This is a genomic window from Virgibacillus sp. Bac332, assembly GCF_003667785.1.
Classification (GTDB): domain Bacteria; phylum Bacillota; class Bacilli; order Bacillales; family Amphibacillaceae; genus Virgibacillus; species Virgibacillus salarius.
Map to the genome: position 1 here is coordinate 4,491,888 of NZ_CP033046.1, position 15,978 is coordinate 4,507,865.

Sequence of the window (15,978 nt, forward strand, 5' to 3'; positions counted from 1 at the left end):
GTACAAAAGACAGCCAGTATATTTTCTTATAGCTTTTATAGTAAACACTTCTGATGATTCGCATTTATGCTCTCTTGCTCCTTCTTATTTGTTGAATCAAAGGAAAAGCAAGAGACAATAATGCAATAATTAGTAGTGTTAAAGCTAATGGGTCTTGTACAAAGATCATCAAACTTCCATTTGATATGGTCAATGACTGTCTAAACGCCTGTTCCATCATCCCTCCTAGGATAAATGCTAAAATTAATGGCGGAGCTGGAAACGAAAATAGTCGCATAAAAAAGCCAATTACACCAAATAAGAGAAGCATGTATAAATCAAACGTATTAAAACTAATCGCATAAACCCCAATAATGCTAAACATAATGACTAATGAAATAAGCAATGGACGGGGAATTTTTAATATTTTCGCTATGTAAGGGATTAGCGGTAAATTAAGAATTAGTAGAAATACATTCCCTATATACATGCTAGCGATAATCCCCCAGAAAATCTCAGGTCTATCGGTCATTAATAATGGACCAGGCTGAACGCCTAACACAAGAAAAGCGCCCAACATAACAGCTGTTGTTCCGGATCCTGGTATACCTAAGCTTAGTAATGGAACAAAAGCACCACTAGTCGCAGCATTATTAGCAGTTTCCGGTGCAGCAAGTCCTTTTACTGAGCCTTTTCCAAACGCTTCAGGACTTTTGGCAATTCTTTTTTCAGTAATATAAGCTATAAATGAGGCAATAGTTGCTCCTGCCCCTGGAAGTACTCCAAGTAAAAAACCTAAGATGGATTGACGTGACATTGGACCACGCATTTCCTTAAACTCCTGCTTGGTTATCTTTAAACTACCTAATTTATGAGCATTATCCATTGATAAATCTTTACGATTTATAATTAATGTACAAACCTCTGCTAATGCAAATAAACCTAAAGCAATTACCAGGAAGTCTAAGCCCTCCAACAAATTCACATTTCCAAACGTAAATCGTTGTGTTCCCGTCTGGGCATCGATGCCAATTGTGACCACCATAAATCCAATAACAGCTGAGATTAAAGCCTTAATCGTTGACCCTTCGGATAAGCTTGTTATTAAGGTTAATCCCATAAACATTAAAGCAAAATAAGCAGGTGGACCAAAGGAGACTGCAACACTTGATAGTATCGGTGCTAAAAGCATTAATAAAATGACACTTACAGTACCTCCAACAAAAGATGACGTAGCAGCTATAGCAAGTGCTTTGCCTGCCTTTCCCTGTTGTGCCATCGGATAACCATCAAATGCTGTTGCGACCGTTCCAGAGATCCCAGGTGCATTTAATAATATGGAAGATGTAGATCCACCAAAAACGGCACCGTAGTAAACACCTGCCATCATCACTAATGCAACGGTTGGTTCCATTCCAAACGTCACTGGTATCATGACAGCAATAGCACTGATTGGTCCCAGCCCTGGTAACATACCGATGAATGTACCAACAAAAACACCAATTAAAACGAAAAGTAACCCTTGCATACTAAATGCAACCTGAAAGCCAGTTATAATTCCTTCAATAGAATCCATACGGAACCTCCTCTAAAACGGTAATAATCCTTGGGGTAAACTTATTTGCAAAAATTTTGTAAACGTTATATACATAAAAATTGGAAAAATAAGAGCAACCACCCCATTTGTAAGATGTTTTTTATATCCTAAGAACCATGAACAAAAATAGATAAACAGTGTTGTAGTTATAATAAATCCTAAGAATTCCAATAGTGTAATATAAAGCAAAATAAATAAGAATACAGCAATTAATGTACCAATATCTTTCAAAGGAATATTTCTACGCGATCGCTGTTCTTCTGTTTCTGAATCCTTAGCAAAAAATAAACAAATCGATAAAAAAACTAGCAAATAACCCAATCCTTTTGGAATAACATCCGCATCAACAGGTGTGTATGGATAAGCAGGTAGTTGATATGCCATTACTAAATAAGCTACTGCTATAATTAGTAGAATAATGCTGATACGTTGATTTAATGCTTTAAACATGCCTTCACCACCTATAATTTAAAATACCTTATTGCTAAAACCTAATTTAGACGCTACGCTTTATTAATTTGTGTGATGATATACGCCAACTGTAAGGAAACATATATAATTATTCATTATTGTAAAGATAGAAGCCAATGACCTTAGCCATTGACTTCTAGGAAATGGTCTATTTCGATAGACCTAATTCATCTAGTAAAGACTGAATCTCTTCTTTCTGTTCATCTAAAAATGACTTATATGATTTGCTGTCCATATACATTTCATCCCAACCATATTGCTCTCTGATATCTGCAAAAGCCTGTGAATCACTTAATTCTTTAAATTTTTCTTCATAATATTTCACAGCTGCATCGTCCATATCCGGAGGTCCAAAAAATCCACGCCAGTTTACAAAGGTTGCATCAATCCCCTGTTCATTAGCGGTTGGAAAATCTTCTATAACTTCACCCTCTAATCTCTCCTCAGAAGACACTCCTAATACCTTTATTTTCCCAGCCTTTACTTGTTCTACTGTTTCTGCCACTCCAGTTGAGTAAACGTCTGCACTTCCATTTAGCACTTGCGTCAGTCCCCCACCTTCTTGGTCAGATACATACTTAATTTTTGTCACATCAACCCCTGCAGCCTTTGCAATCTGTATGAACTGGATATGATCCATACTCCCCGGTGAAGAGGCACCAACAACTGTAATACTAGCAGGATCTTTCTTCATATCCTCAAATAAATCATTAAGATTATCCCATTTTGCATCTGCTGACACCGCAAATGCAGCGTAGTCTGCTATCATATTAGCAAGTGGTGTAAAATCCTCGTGTCCATATTCCGACTGCCCATTTAACGGAATTAAAACAATTGGAGGTGAGGATACAAATAAATTATATGAACTTTTTTGTTTGCCTGCGATATACGCCCAACCTACCGCACCTCCACCACCTGGTTTATTTACAACCCCAATGTCCTGATCAATCAATCCTTCTTCTGTGAATACTTTAGCAGCCATGCGTGCTGTAGTATCCCAGCCTCCACCAGCTCCTGCTGGTGCTATAATTTCAATGGGTTTCTCAGGTGTCCAATCTCCTGATGAGCCAGTTGCCTTTTCATCTTTACCGGAACATGCTGTTACTGTAAGTATGATCACAAGAAACCCGATAAGCGTAATCCACCGTTTCACTCCTCATTCCTCCCTGTTTTAAATCATTGTTTGCTTTCTACTATTTACTCTAATAAAATCCCTTCTTTATGTAACCGTTTACAAAATAAGATGCAATAAGAATTTTTTGTCTATTTTGAGCATTTTGTTCACGGGAATAGGAGATTAACTTCTATGTATTGTTTATTCATCTTTTATCAGCTGTTTATCGAAAAGATGACAAAAATTCCCTCTTCGATACAGACAAGCATAATAACGGAGAGGGAATTTATCAACTGCTGAATGGTGGCTATTTCAAAATGAGTGGCAAGCCTTCTCAGGCGTATACATATGGGGATTGCTTCCATCATACTTCCAGCAGTGTTATACAACTAACATGTTACACTATATGATTAGTTCATTCTTTGTGCATTGCTGCTTCCTTAGATTATCAATTATCGGAGCCTAGCCTTCATCATAATTCCTACTTTAAATGATATCTTCGCTCTGGTCTTCCTACGATACCATACTCTAATTCAGCCGTAACCTTATTAATGGATATTAAATACTCCAAATATCTCCTTGCTGTTGTTCGTGAGGCGCCAACTTTAGAACCCATTTTCTCAGCAGTAATACCAGTATTTACTTGATGTAATATTCCTTCAACCTTTTCAAGCGTTAATGGGTCTATTCCTTTTGGTGTTGGTTCTCTAGTACTTAGCTTCTGTCCAAAATAATCATCTAAAAATGACTGATCTACCTCATTTTTTGCTGCTAATTGTTGTTTCATATTTTTATAGCGTTTGATAGTTTCTATAAACCGTTCCATTTTAACTGGTTTAATGATATAGTCAAAGATTCCATTGCGTATGACATTACCAACAATCTTTGTCTCCGTTGCTGCAGATATCATAATAAAATCAATGTTAGGATTACGATGACGAATTTCTAGCATAATATCACTACCTAACATATCAGGCATATAAATATCTAGTAATATTAAATCAGTTGCAGTTTTGCTAACCATATCCAGTGTTTGCTCTCCGTTTAACGCTTTTCCAACAACCTCTATACCTGAGATTGTCTCTAAAAACTTTTCATGAATATTTGCAATTCGATAATCGTCCTCTGCAATAATGACACGTATCATTCCATCCCCCCTCTGCTAATCACTTTTTGTCTGTTTAGGAATAAAAACAGAAAACACTGCTCCTTTGTGTTTTTGATTATGTACTTCAACAGTTCCCTGAAGTTCTTCTACTGTATCCTTAACAATAGCTAATCCATAACCGCGATCCTTCATTCCTTTTGTAGAATAGCCTTGTTGAAAAATTTGCTGAACCTCCATATCATTGATGCCTTCGCCACTATCGGCAATTTCAAATACAATATCTTGACCTATATCAGTTGCAAAAATTACAACCTCTTTAACATTTTGTTGTTCAACTGCTTCCATAGCATTATCAATTAAGTTACCAACAATTGTAATTAATTTTGCCATATCCATTTGCTTCGGCAATGGCTGTAAGTAGCTATTCGGATCAATTGTAAGCGCAATCTTTTTTTCTGACGCCTTTCCTATTTTTCCTAACAAGATAGCTTGGACGGTTTGATCTTTTATTTGATCAAGCAAAATTTTATTTTGATCCGCATGTATCTTTGATTCTTTTTGAATTAACTCAATAGCCTCTTTATAATGTTGTAATTGCAATAACCCTGAAAGCACATATAGTTTATTGGTGTACTCATGTGTTTGGGCACGTAAATCTTCGGAATACTGCCTAACTTCGGACAATGTATTTATCATTTCATTTAGCTCTGTTTTATCCCTAAAGCTTGATACTACGCCTACTACTTGTTCATTTTCTATGATTGGCTTACGGTTAACAATAACCTGTCGATTATTTAAAGCTATTTCTTCATCTTTTATTACGTTTCCCGATTGAAGTACATCGTACATTTTTGTATTTGGAAAAACATCCTCTATTTTTTGATTCGCTTTGTTATTATTAATTCCTAAAATTCTTTGCGCAGACTCATTCATTAAATTAATTCTACCAGTTTGATCAATTGCAATAATCCCCTCCTTTATCGAAGAGAGGATGGCATTCCGATCACGATAAAGAGTTGCTATCTCATATGGTTCCAGACCAAACGTATCCTTTCTAATATTTCTTGCTAATAAGACCCCACCAACGATACCAGCCAACAATACCAATAACGATACTCCACCTAGTTTTAATAATTTATTGAAAACAATCGACTTAATATCTTCAACCATAAACCCAACAGAAACGATCCCAATTATGTCACCATCTTTATTAAAAATAGGCGCTTTTCCACGTAACGAATAGCCTAGGCTTCCTACAGCTTTTGATGTATAATATTCACCATGTTTTAATGCTCTATCATTATCTCCCCCAACCATATGTTTTCCGATTTTCTTTGTATCAGGATGAGCTACACGTATACTATCCTTATTTCCTACTACAATAAATTCTGCACCAATGTATTCTCGAACCTCCTCAGCAATTGGTTGAATCGTTTTTTCTGGATGTGCCTCATCAAAAGCACTCCTTACCGAAGGCATATGAGAAAATGTAATAGCTACATTTAAAGCTCTTTCCCCTATTTGTTTTTCAATATCTTGCGATTCAAAATAAGCATTTATCCCAGTCAGTAGTATAGTTATACAAATAATTAATCCACAGATTAGGACAAGTATCTTTGTTTGTAATGAAACACGAAGCATATCTCCCCTCCTTAAACACAGAACACAACGGAATGAATGGGATAGTACTATTAGCTGCCTTTAGGAAGAGCATAAATAATTGCAAATAATAAAAGTGAAACTTCAATCAGTTGGGGGTTTTTGTTTAGCCCCACGGATGGTTAGTACCACTAAGGGTATGACCTAAAGGCCCTCGAACCAATCGGACATTTATTGCAGTCGCCCCCACTCATTCCAGAACGGTTCACTTTATTGCCGGAGTGGGGACTTACTGCAAAATTATATGCGGAATCAATCGAAGTGGTAGAGAAACGTAATTTTTATATTAACAGACGGTACAAATAATTAAAAATATCAAATTATTGTAACATAAAAGAATGGATAGATTTATTAATTTATGGAGGAATTGGATAATAGATTAAAAACATCCATCGATCCTTTTACGACGAAGAAATCGATGGATAAATAGATTTTTATCTATACATATATAGGTGACTACTGGACAATGAATGCATTCAACAGCTGGATGTCAACATTCCCTCCAGATAATACACAGACCACATTTTTATCATAGACACCAAGTTTATCAAACATAGCTGCTGCAACCGTTACAGCACTAGAAGGCTCGATCAACTGCTTCATACGCTGTAAAACAAAGGTCATCGCCTGTTTAATTTGTACTTCACTTACAAGAACAATATCATCTATAAATCGCTTCACAATGGGGAAGGTAAGGGTTCCTGGGTGCGTTGTACGTAAGCCATCCGCTATTGTTATCGTTGGTGGTATACTCGTTATTTTTCCTTCCTGTAAGGAAATAAAAGTATCTTTAGCAGTTTCAGGCTCCACTCCAATAACTTTAATCGATGGCTTCGTTTCTTTAATAGCAGTTAGTATCCCGGAAATTAATCCACCACCACCAATTGGTACTACGACAACGTCAACATGATCTATTTGTTCTAATATCTCTAATCCAACTGTACCTTGGCCAGCAATGATTAATGGATCATCATAAGGAGGAATAATCATACCATTATTTTCTTTTGCGACTTCCACTGCACGTGGAAGCCGTTCAGAGGAAGTCATTCCACATTTTTCAATTTTCCCCTTATATGAACGAATTGCATTTACCTTACTTTCATTAGCATCCTCAGGAACGACAATCGTAGCTGGTATTCCTAACTGATTTGCAATATAGGCTACTGCCTGGCCGTGATTTCCTGATGATGCTGCCGTAACAAATGATGACCCTTCTTGAGCCGCACGTTTAACCTTGTTCGTGGCACCTCTAATCTTAAAAGACCCTGTTTGTTGTAGGTGCTCAGCTTTAAAAAACATTTGATTCTTACAGATAGAAGATAGCTGTGTAGATTCTAAAATGGGCGTATTATTTATTGTATCTGTAATAGTTTCTCTCGCATTGTAAATATCATTTACCGTAATCATATAAATCCTCCCATCATGCCTTGTACTTTCAAGTATAACAGACAGCATAGCAATAGTTTCCTCTACTTTGCTGATAATCCAAGTTATATACTAACACCAGATTGAAAAAACCCTTTACGGAGTATTTCAAACCGTAAAGGGTTTTTTCTATTTATGTTCGAAAGCTTGTATTACCGAGTCGTATACATCTTCTAAATTTTTGCCCATACCAGCTTCTACTGCTGCTACATAAGCACCTTCTACAATAGGAGCTTCTACTAACTTTATCGCTTTAAGATCTGTCATTTCGATTGCCATTTCAGCGTTCATCTTTGCACTACCTAAATCATAAAATAACAACACACCATTACCTTGATTAGCTTGCTCAATGGCAGCATTAATCTTTTCTATACTTGTTCCAATCTCTAAATCCTCTGTACCTCCAGCTGTTTCAATTGGTACGTCCTTTATTACTTGTCGGATAAGCTCCTTTGCTCCTTCAGCGATTTTTGAGCTATGGGAAATAAGTACAATACCTACATAAGCCATTACTTAGATGCTCCTTTCCATACTTCAGCCAATGCTTCAAAAATATAGTATGATGACACAGCTCCTGGATCCAAATGTCCAATCGACTTTTCTTTAAAATAGGAGGCCCGTCCTTTTGTGGCCATCATATCTTTTACTTTTTCTAAAGCATTGCTTGCAGTCTGTAAAATGGAAGAATGATCGACTTCCTCATTTGTCTGAAATAAATCAGCAATGGGGGACCATACATCAACCATTGTTTTCTCTCCCTCTGTTGCTTTACCACGTTGCTTTAATCCACTAACAGCTTCATTTAATCCTATTGCAAACTGCTTCTGATTAATAATTTGTTCACCCTTTAAAGCATTCGTTAATTTCAAGAAGACTGTTGCAAATAAAGGACCAGATGCACCACCTACCTTTGACATGATGGTCATCGCTACATCCTTTAAAACGTCAGATACCTCTTGATAATCCTCTTCATCCAACTTAGTTACCACAGCTTGAAATCCTCTAGCCATATTAATTCCATGGTCACCATCGCCAATAGGTTGATCCAGTGTAGTTAAGTAATCTTTATTCATTTGTATTTTTTCATTTGCAAGTTTTATCCATTTTATAGTACGTGATACATCCAATTCCATATTAAATCCCTCCTAGCTGCGAAAAGCGGGTGCTTCTGATCCAGCATCTAATAATGTCTTTAGTTCATCATCTAATTTCAATAAAGTTATGGAAATACCAGCCATCTCCAATGATGTCATATATTCTCCGACAAATGTTCGATATACATGAATGCCATTATCATGAAGTATTCCCTGAACTTTCTCGTTTACTATATACAATTCCATTTCTGGAGTAGCTCCTAAACCATTAATCATTACAACAATATTATTTCCTTTTGATATTTCGATATCTTCGAGAATTCTATTTGTTAATTCTGTTGCAATTTCATCAGCAGAAGTAATTGGCTTCCTCTCAATTCCCGGTTCTCCATGAATTCCGATCCCAATCTCCATCTCATCCTCTTTCAATGTAAAGCTTGGCTTTCCAGCAGCTGGTACTGTACATGAGGTGAGTGCCATTCCCATCGAGCGTACATTTGCTACAACCTTGTCCGCTACTTGCTTGATTTCCTTCAGTGATCCACCGCTTTCTGCCTTAGCTCCAGCTATTTTGTGAACCAATACTGTCCCAGCTATCCCTCTTCGACCAGTAGTGAAGGAGCTATCTTCAACTGCAACATCGTCATTAACAATTACCTTTTCGACTTGGATACCTTCAGCTTCAGCCATTTCTGCAGCCATTTCAAAGTTTAATACATCACCCGTATAGTTTTTAATGATTAAAAAAACCCCTTCACCTCCATCTACAGCTTTTATCGCTTCGAGCACTTGATCTGGAGTTGGTGAAGTAAATACTTCACCAGCAACTGCTGCATCAAGCATACCTTTTCCAACATATCCTGCATGAGCAGGCTCATGTCCACTACCACCACCACTTACTAATCCTACTTTACCTTTAATTGGCGCTTCCTTTCTTGCTAACACTAACGTATTAGGTATTAACCTAACTTTCTCAGGGTAAGCAGCAATATACCCATTCACCATATCTTGAACAACTTGATCTGGATCGTTAATAATTTTTTTCATTTTACTACCCCTTTCATCTTCTTATTATAAAAATACCCTGTTTATAGCCTAATCACACAAATAAATACTATTTCTTAGAAATTTTTTATAAAAAAGGGCCATTCTTATCCTTAGATAGTCATGACCCCTTTCTTGCTAAAGCTTTATTTAAATGCTCGAGTTGCTTCAACAGCTTTCTTCCAGCCGCCATATAGAGCTTTACGCTTCTCTTCCTCCATATTATCCGTAAATGTTTTCTCTATATTCCACTGTTTTGCAATTTCATCCTTATCCTTCCAGTAACCAACGGCTAACCCAGCTAGATATGCAGATCCTAAAGCAGTTGTTTCTTGAACAACTGGTCTCTCTACAGGGACACCGATGATGTCACTTTGAAATTGCATTAAGAAATTATTTTTGACTGCACCACCGTCCACACGTAATGTCTTTAGATCTATTTTTGAATCCGCAATCATTGCATTTAAAACATCTTTTGTTTGATATGCTAATGATTCTAGTGTAGCCCGGATAAAGTGACCCTTTGTTGTACCACGGGTAAGTCCAAATACAGCACCTCTTGCCTCACTATCCCAATACGGTGTGCCTAAACCGACAAACGCAGGTACCATGTATACACCATCTGTGCCCTCTACTTTTGTTGCATAGCTCTCACTTTCTGGAGCAGTTTCTATTAATCTTAAGCCATCTCGTAACCATTGGATAGCAGAGCCTGCTACGAAAATACTTCCTTCTAATGCATATTCAACTTTACCATCGACTCCCCATGCGAGTGTTGTTAATAATCCATGCTCAGAGGCAACTCCTTCTTCACCTGTATTCATTAACATAAAACATCCAGTACCATAAGTATTTTTCGCCATACCCTTCTCAAAGCAAGCTTGCCCAAATAACGCTGCTTGTTGGTCCCCAGCAATACCGGCAATTGGTACTTCTTCTCCAAAGAAATGATAAGAAACCGTATGAGCATAAACCTCTGAGGATTGTTTTACTTCTGGTAGCATGCTTTTCGGAATAGTTAGTATATCTAATAACTCGTCATCCCATTTTAAATCGTAAATATTAAACATTAATGTTCGAGAAGCATTGGAATAATCAGTAATATGCGTTTTACCACCAGACAGACGGTATACTAGCCAACTATCTATTGTGCCAAACATTAAGTCACCGTTGTCTGCTTTTTCTCTTGCACCTTCCACATTATCCAAAATCCATTTAACCTTCGTACCAGAGAAATAAGGGTCAAGCAGCAATCCTGTCTTCTCTCTAAATAGTTCATTGTAGCCAGCTTCTCTTAGCTCTTTACAAATAGCCTCCGTTTGTCTAGACTGCCAGACAATCGCTTTGTATACTGGTTTCCCCGTATTTCTATCCCATACTACCGTTGTTTCCCGTTGATTTGTAATACCAATACCAGCAATTTGATTTGGTTCTAGATCAGCCTTGCGTAATACCTCTGCAATACAAGCTAGAACGGAGGTCCAAATTTCATTGGCATCATGTTCAACCCAACCAGGCTGTGGAAAGAATTGTTCAAACTCTTTTTGCGCTGTCTGGACAATTTCTCCTTTGTGGTTAAAAATAATCGCTCGAGAACTTGTAGTACCTTGATCAATAGATAAAATAAATTGGTTATTCATCATCCATTCCTCCTATATAGCTTTATTTTCCATTTTATCAGCAAGCGTTTCCTTTTTCTTTAATTCCGCACTAACTGCACCTATTATGATGACAGCCATCATTACACTCATAATCCAAAAACCAGTCGAGAAACTACCTGTGAAGAAAGCATTGTAGAATAACGCACCATAAATTCCACCGATAATTGGGCCAAGCACTGGAATCCAGGAATATCCCCAGTCAGATCCACCTTTGCCTGGTATAGGAAGTAAAGCGTGTGCAATTCTTGGACCTAAATCACGCGCAGGATTAATTGCATATCCAGTTGCTCCACCAAGCGACATACCGATAGCAATAATTAAAGCGCCAACAATAATAGGGTTTAAGCCTTCTGTGAATTCGTTTGCACCTATAAATAAAAGTCCCATTACAAGAACAAAAGTACCAACAATTTCACTTAACAAGTTAGAAAAAGGACTACGTATGGCAGGGTCAGTAGCAAAAACACCTAACTTAGCACCTTGATCTTTTGTTTCTTTCCAATGTGGTAAATAATTTAAAAATACAATTACTGCTCCAATAATTGCTCCAATCATCTGTGCCGTTATATACAAAGGAACCTTGGACCATGGAAATTCGCCAATCGCAGCAAATCCTAATGTAACTGCTGGGTTAATATGTGCTCCGGAAAAGTTACCAACTGCGTATACCCCCATTGCTACAGCAAGTCCCCAGCCGATCGTAATGACTACCCAGCCAGCACCTTCAGCTTTGGTTTGTTTTAGAACAACGCCTCCAACAACACCGCCACCAAAGATAATTAATATCATTGTTCCAATAAGTTCTGCTAAAAATTCAGACATGTATAACACCCCTTATTCTATTATTCTATAAGTTAATCATGGAAAACCGAAGATTTGGCCAACTGATGCTGATTCAACCTCTCCCATCAAAATAACTAGCAATTCATCAATAGCTAAACCACATGGTATGCAGATTGAGAAATAAAAGAAAGCAATTGACACGAAAAGATCCACACTTTAATAGACATACTTTCCCCAAGGAAGTTGCAATTAAAGTGTGGATCTCCTATTCTCCGCCACATAATTAACTTGTAGTTTTATTCTACTTTAGTATGGAAACGCTGTCAACAACATTTTAAAATTGTCTCTGAATATACTGTGGTTTCTCCAGTTAACCAATTCATGGTAATATTACCCATTTACCATATAGCTTTATCCCGTATACAACTGGCAGTGAAGGTCCAGTTGGTTCTAGGGCCTTTAAATCATACCCTTGTGGTACTAACAATCAGTGAGGGATCATCACCTCTCCACTGATTGAAGTTTCACTTTATTGCGTTTACATTTTATCGTATTGATCACAGTAATTCTTATTTATTTCCCGGGTAATAAATTTGTCCTATTTTATCGAATTATGTTTATAAAACTCAGTCATTTTTGACCGACTGCAGTATTAGTGTTTTACCTTTTACATCATCTAACTGCGTTTTGTGATAATTTCCTGTCACCCAGTCATCCACCTGATCATGATACCAATCGCTTTTGAAATGTCCAGATTGTCCAGGGCCAACAATATGATACCCGGATTTCGGGGATGCCATATCGATGACAAATCTCCATGATGCTCCATGATCAACTAGGCCGTTTTCTTCATAACTAGCTGCCATTGGAGTTACTGCACTTCCATCCACAGGGACAGGATCTTGATTATTAAAGAAAAATTCTAAGACGGGATGAATTCCTGATAATGGATGAACAAATTGTACTTGATGATAATCTCCCCACTGCCAATTTTTCATATCACTTCCATAATCCTCATTTAATTTTTTCAACGTTTTACGTAAGGATTCTTGTAATAAACGCTCCATTCCACCTTGTTCATCAATCCAAAAAGTAGACTCACCATGTAAAGCTTTTCTAAGCAATTGATCAGTCGTTTGGCCACGTGAGCCAAACAAATCCATCATTTCTTCAGGAATATCCTGATAAATGATTGCTTCGATTTTATCCATCCAATAATGAAATAGTAGCGGTTGTGCGGCAGTAGAATCATCCTGATAATCCCAATTACGAAGTATTTCTAAAGCTTTTTCCTCTTGCGTAGTTAATTCTAATTGGTTTAAAGCCTCTAAAAAAAGAGGTAAAAATTCTTTTGCTTGCAAATTCATATCATCCATTTGCAGCCCTTTCATATCTTCCACTGTCAGTGAATGACTAGCATCTAGTACTTCTGCAATTCGTTCATAACGATAAGGTTGTGCCCACACATTACTAATATGATACGGATAGTCATCTGTAGTTATTTTATTATTAGCTGTTGCTATATAGCCCTTTTTGGGGTTGATCATAATTGGAAGCTCATCAAATGGAATATAGCCCTTCCATTCATAAGATTCCTTCCATCCAGGTAGAGGTAATAAAGCATCATTGCCATTCTGATAAATTGGTATATTACCATTTGCTTTATAAGCTATTGTTCCATCCGTTGAGGCAAACACAAAATTCTGAGCTGGAACAAGAAATTTTTCTAAGCCCTGTTCAAAGGATTTCCAATCATTTGCACGGTTTATTTCAAGGATTGCTTCTAATTCTGTCGTAGGCTCTAAAGCAGTCCATTTTAATGATAATACGTTATCTTTTCCACTATCTTTAGCAAACTCTGAAACTACTGGACCATGCCTTGTTTCAATTACTTGATAATCGATCGTTTCACCATCTTTTACTTTAATTGGTTCATCAATAATTTTAGCTTGCTCCCATTCCTCCTCATATAAAAATTCTGTAGTATCTTCAGGGTTTCTTTTTTCAAGATATAGTTGTTGGACATCTGGACCTGTATTAGTAACCCCCCATGCAATCTGATCGTTATGACCTAATATGATACCGGGTACACCAGCAAAAATGACGCCACTAACATTCTGACTTTCCGTTTCTAAATGCATTTGCAACCAAATAGACGGTGTTGCTAATCCTAAATGAGGATCATCAGCTAATAATGGTAATCCTGATTCTGTTTTTTCACCGCTTACAACCCAATTATTACTACCATTAAACGCATGAGGTATAATTGCATTCTCGAAACTATCGATAACAGAAACAGGTTGTTCATTCATAATAACTGGTTTTCCAGATGGATAGCTTGGAAATAATTCATATGCTTCTTCTTTATTATAATTCTGTAATAAATAATAATTAAACGCTTGCCGCTCCCAATGTCCTCCTAAGTCAAAAGCCATATATTTACCTATTGTAAGTGAATCTATCGGCGTCCATTTTTCCGGTTTAAAGCCCATTAATGTAAATTCAATAGGCAAACTGTTCGTTTCTATCGCTTCTGTCAAATACGCGTTGACCCCAGCAGCAAATGCATCAAGTACCTGCTTGGCCTCAGTACTATATACATCATAAGACTTAGTAGCTGCTCTTCGCAGACCTAAAGTACGAAAATATTTATCATGATCTATTGCTGACTCTCCAGCTACTTCACTTAATGTACCAGATGCTTGTCTTCTCGACATCTCCATTTGGAATAAACGATGCTGTGCTTGTACATAACCCTGTGCCATGTATAAATCATGCTCATTAGCAGCTTGAATATGCGGAACTCCGTTATCATCCGTACGTACAAGAACATCCTTTTTCAGCATTGGCAACTCAATCTTCCCCTCCACCAGAGCCAATGACCGATTTATGTATGCGTTTACAAACAAAAATAAAAATATACTCACTATTAATAGCACACTAAAACTAAATAAGACAATTTTCTTCTTATTCCTTTTTTTTCTTTTCATTGGTTGTTCTTTAGGTATTCTTTCTTCCACTATTAACCACCTTCCTTTATGTAATACTATTCGCCAAGCATGGATTATTATCCTCTCTCCAAATAATTACAGCCACTCTTTTTACGGGAGGAATATCGAAAAACACCTTTCCCAAGCATTGTTATATTTTCATTTATTTATTTCTTCTATATAATAAAATTAGTATATATTAGAAGTGGGGAAAAATGCTGGAGGTAGAAAATGAGGTCAATTTTAGATGAAATTCAACTAAAGTACCAAACACTAAGTAAAACAGAAAAGAAAATAGCTGATTATATAATACACCATAGTGAAACATTATTAAATATACATATACAGGAATTAGCCGATAGAATCAATGTGTCCATCGCTACTATTACCCGTTTTTGTAAAAAAATAGGTGCAACTAGCTTTGTTGAATTTAAAATCTTACTTAGAGACGCCGTAGAGGAAACTTTAGAAACTCATAATGCGGTTGAGAAAGTAGATCAAATTTATCACTCCGTCATTAAATCTACAAACTCTCTTACATCTATACAGAAGTATGAAACGGCTTGTGATTGGATTGTTTCTTCAAAAGCTATCCATATCTATGGACTAGGGAGCTCAGGATTATCAGCACAGGAATTAAAGCTTCGGCTGGCGAGAATGGGTTTTACAGTAGATACACACACGGACTCACATGATATGATTATTAATGCTTCTATTCTTACAAGTGAGGATCTAGTCATTGCGATTTCCAGTTCAGGAAAAACGCAGGAAGTTATTGATGGTGTAAAGCTCGCCCAAAAAAACAATGCAAAAATTATAGCTGTTACAAATTTTTCCAAAACAAAATTAGCAAACAGTTCCGACCTTATATTATATACTTCAAACTTAAAAACATATCAGGAAATTGGTTTTATGAATAGCCAACTATCCATTCTACTCTCATTAGATATATTAAGCATGCTACTTCTCTTACATAAAGAAGATGCACAAGAAAAACATGACTTAACATTACATGCCTTAAATGAGTATAAAAAAATATAGGGCCGGCGATTA

At 36.8% G+C, this 15,978-nt stretch carries 13 protein-coding genes; 1 reads left to right on the forward strand and 12 read right to left on the reverse strand.

The window, feature by feature from the left end; all coding sequences use genetic code 11:
• Nucleotides 1-64: 64 nt before the first annotated feature.
• The 12 genes from D9782_RS21940 to D9782_RS21995 all read right to left on the reverse strand — a co-directional run bounded on the left by D9782_RS21940 (nucleotide 65) and on the right by D9782_RS21995 (nucleotide 14,925).
• Nucleotides 65-1,555 carry a tripartite tricarboxylate transporter permease gene (locus D9782_RS21940; RefSeq protein WP_121605741.1) on the reverse strand — a complete coding sequence of 497 codons (1,491 nt, stop codon included), beginning with the start codon at nucleotides 1,553-1,555 and terminating at the stop codon, nucleotides 65-67.
• A 12-nt stretch (nucleotides 1,556-1,567) separates the two neighbouring features.
• Complete coding sequence (locus tag D9782_RS21945; RefSeq protein WP_121605742.1) at nucleotides 1,568-2,026, reverse strand: tripartite tricarboxylate transporter TctB family protein; 459 nt, start codon at nucleotides 2,024-2,026, stop codon at nucleotides 1,568-1,570.
• 169 nt (nucleotides 2,027-2,195) lie between these two features.
• A complete protein-coding gene (locus tag D9782_RS21950; RefSeq protein WP_051388257.1) occupies nucleotides 2,196-3,200 on the reverse strand; it encodes a tripartite tricarboxylate transporter substrate binding protein in 1,005 nt (334 codons plus the stop codon).
• 442 nt (nucleotides 3,201-3,642) lie between these two features.
• The gene (locus D9782_RS21955) at nucleotides 3,643-4,308 is read right to left on the reverse strand and encodes a response regulator (protein WP_026680084.1); all 666 of its coding nucleotides are present in this window, start codon (nucleotides 4,306-4,308) and stop codon (nucleotides 3,643-3,645) included.
• A gap of 15 nt (nucleotides 4,309-4,323) precedes the next feature.
• A complete protein-coding gene (locus tag D9782_RS21960; protein WP_121605743.1) occupies nucleotides 4,324-5,910 on the reverse strand; it encodes an ATP-binding protein in 1,587 nt (528 codons plus the stop codon).
• A 474-nt stretch (nucleotides 5,911-6,384) separates the two neighbouring features.
• Nucleotides 6,385-7,335 carry a threonine ammonia-lyase gene (locus D9782_RS21965; RefSeq protein WP_121605744.1) on the reverse strand — a complete coding sequence of 317 codons (951 nt, stop codon included), beginning with the start codon at nucleotides 7,333-7,335 and terminating at the stop codon, nucleotides 6,385-6,387.
• 147 nt (nucleotides 7,336-7,482) lie between these two features.
• The gene (dhaM, locus tag D9782_RS21970; protein WP_026680087.1) at nucleotides 7,483-7,863 is read right to left on the reverse strand and encodes a dihydroxyacetone kinase phosphoryl donor subunit DhaM; all 381 of its coding nucleotides are present in this window, start codon (nucleotides 7,861-7,863) and stop codon (nucleotides 7,483-7,485) included.
• Nucleotides 7,863-8,486, reverse strand: a complete 624-nt coding sequence (dhaL, locus tag D9782_RS21975) for a dihydroxyacetone kinase subunit DhaL (RefSeq protein ID WP_121605745.1) — start codon at nucleotides 8,484-8,486, stop codon at nucleotides 7,863-7,865. The genes dhaM and dhaL overlap by 1 nt, the downstream gene beginning before the upstream one ends.
• Before the next feature lie 12 nt (nucleotides 8,487-8,498).
• A complete protein-coding gene (dhaK, locus tag D9782_RS21980) occupies nucleotides 8,499-9,494 on the reverse strand; it encodes a dihydroxyacetone kinase subunit DhaK (RefSeq protein WP_121605746.1) in 996 nt (331 codons plus the stop codon).
• A 143-nt stretch (nucleotides 9,495-9,637) separates the two neighbouring features.
• Entirely contained in the window at nucleotides 9,638-11,131 is a 1,494-nt protein-coding gene (gene glpK / locus D9782_RS21985) for a glycerol kinase GlpK (protein ID WP_121605747.1), read from the reverse strand.
• A gap of 12 nt (nucleotides 11,132-11,143) precedes the next feature.
• Nucleotides 11,144-11,974 (reverse strand): MIP/aquaporin family protein, encoded by an 831-nt coding sequence (locus D9782_RS21990; protein ID WP_026680091.1) that lies wholly within the window; start codon nucleotides 11,972-11,974, stop codon nucleotides 11,144-11,146.
• A 587-nt stretch (nucleotides 11,975-12,561) separates the two neighbouring features.
• Complete coding sequence (locus D9782_RS21995; protein ID WP_121605949.1) at nucleotides 12,562-14,925, reverse strand: penicillin acylase family protein; 2,364 nt, start codon at nucleotides 14,923-14,925, stop codon at nucleotides 12,562-12,564.
• A gap of 231 nt (nucleotides 14,926-15,156) precedes the next feature.
• On the opposite strand from D9782_RS21995, the gene D9782_RS22000 reads away from it, so the two are divergent.
• Nucleotides 15,157-15,966, forward strand: coding sequence for a MurR/RpiR family transcriptional regulator (locus tag D9782_RS22000; protein ID WP_026680093.1), 810 nt, complete (start codon nucleotides 15,157-15,159; stop codon nucleotides 15,964-15,966).
• Nucleotides 15,967-15,978: the final 12 nt, after the last annotated feature.

What these genes read in the sequence shown, in the direction of transcription:
- D9782_RS21940 (WP_121605741.1), bottom strand. Translation starts at nt 1,555, where the DNA reads ATGGATTCTATTGAAGGAATTATAACTGGCTTTCAGGTTGCATTTAGT.
- D9782_RS21945 (WP_121605742.1), bottom strand. Translation starts at nt 2,026, where the DNA reads ATGTTTAAAGCATTAAATCAACGTATCAGCATTATTCTACTAATTATA.
- D9782_RS21955 (WP_026680084.1), bottom strand. Translation starts at nt 4,308, where the DNA reads ATGATACGTGTCATTATTGCAGAGGACGATTATCGAATTGCAAATATT.
- D9782_RS21960 (WP_121605743.1), bottom strand. Translation starts at nt 5,910, where the DNA reads ATGCTTCGTGTTTCATTACAAACAAAGATACTTGTCCTAATCTGTGGA.
- D9782_RS21965 (WP_121605744.1), bottom strand. Translation starts at nt 7,335, where the DNA reads ATGATTACGGTAAATGATATTTACAATGCGAGAGAAACTATTACAGAT.
- dhaM (WP_026680087.1), bottom strand. Translation starts at nt 7,863, where the DNA reads ATGGCTTATGTAGGTATTGTACTTATTTCCCATAGCTCAAAAATCGCT.
- dhaL (WP_121605745.1), bottom strand. Translation starts at nt 8,486, where the DNA reads ATGGAATTGGATGTATCACGTACTATAAAATGGATAAAACTTGCAAAT.
- dhaK (WP_121605746.1), bottom strand. Translation starts at nt 9,494, where the DNA reads ATGAAAAAAATTATTAACGATCCAGATCAAGTTGTTCAAGATATGGTG.
- glpK (WP_121605747.1), bottom strand. Translation starts at nt 11,131, where the DNA reads ATGAATAACCAATTTATTTTATCTATTGATCAAGGTACTACAAGTTCT.
- D9782_RS21990 (WP_026680091.1), bottom strand. Translation starts at nt 11,974, where the DNA reads ATGTCTGAATTTTTAGCAGAACTTATTGGAACAATGATATTAATTATC.
- D9782_RS21995 (WP_121605949.1), bottom strand. Translation starts at nt 14,925, where the DNA reads ATGAAAAGAAAAAAAAGGAATAAGAAGAAAATTGTCTTATTTAGTTTT.
- D9782_RS22000 (WP_026680093.1), top strand. Translation starts at nt 15,157, where the DNA reads ATGAGGTCAATTTTAGATGAAATTCAACTAAAGTACCAAACACTAAGT.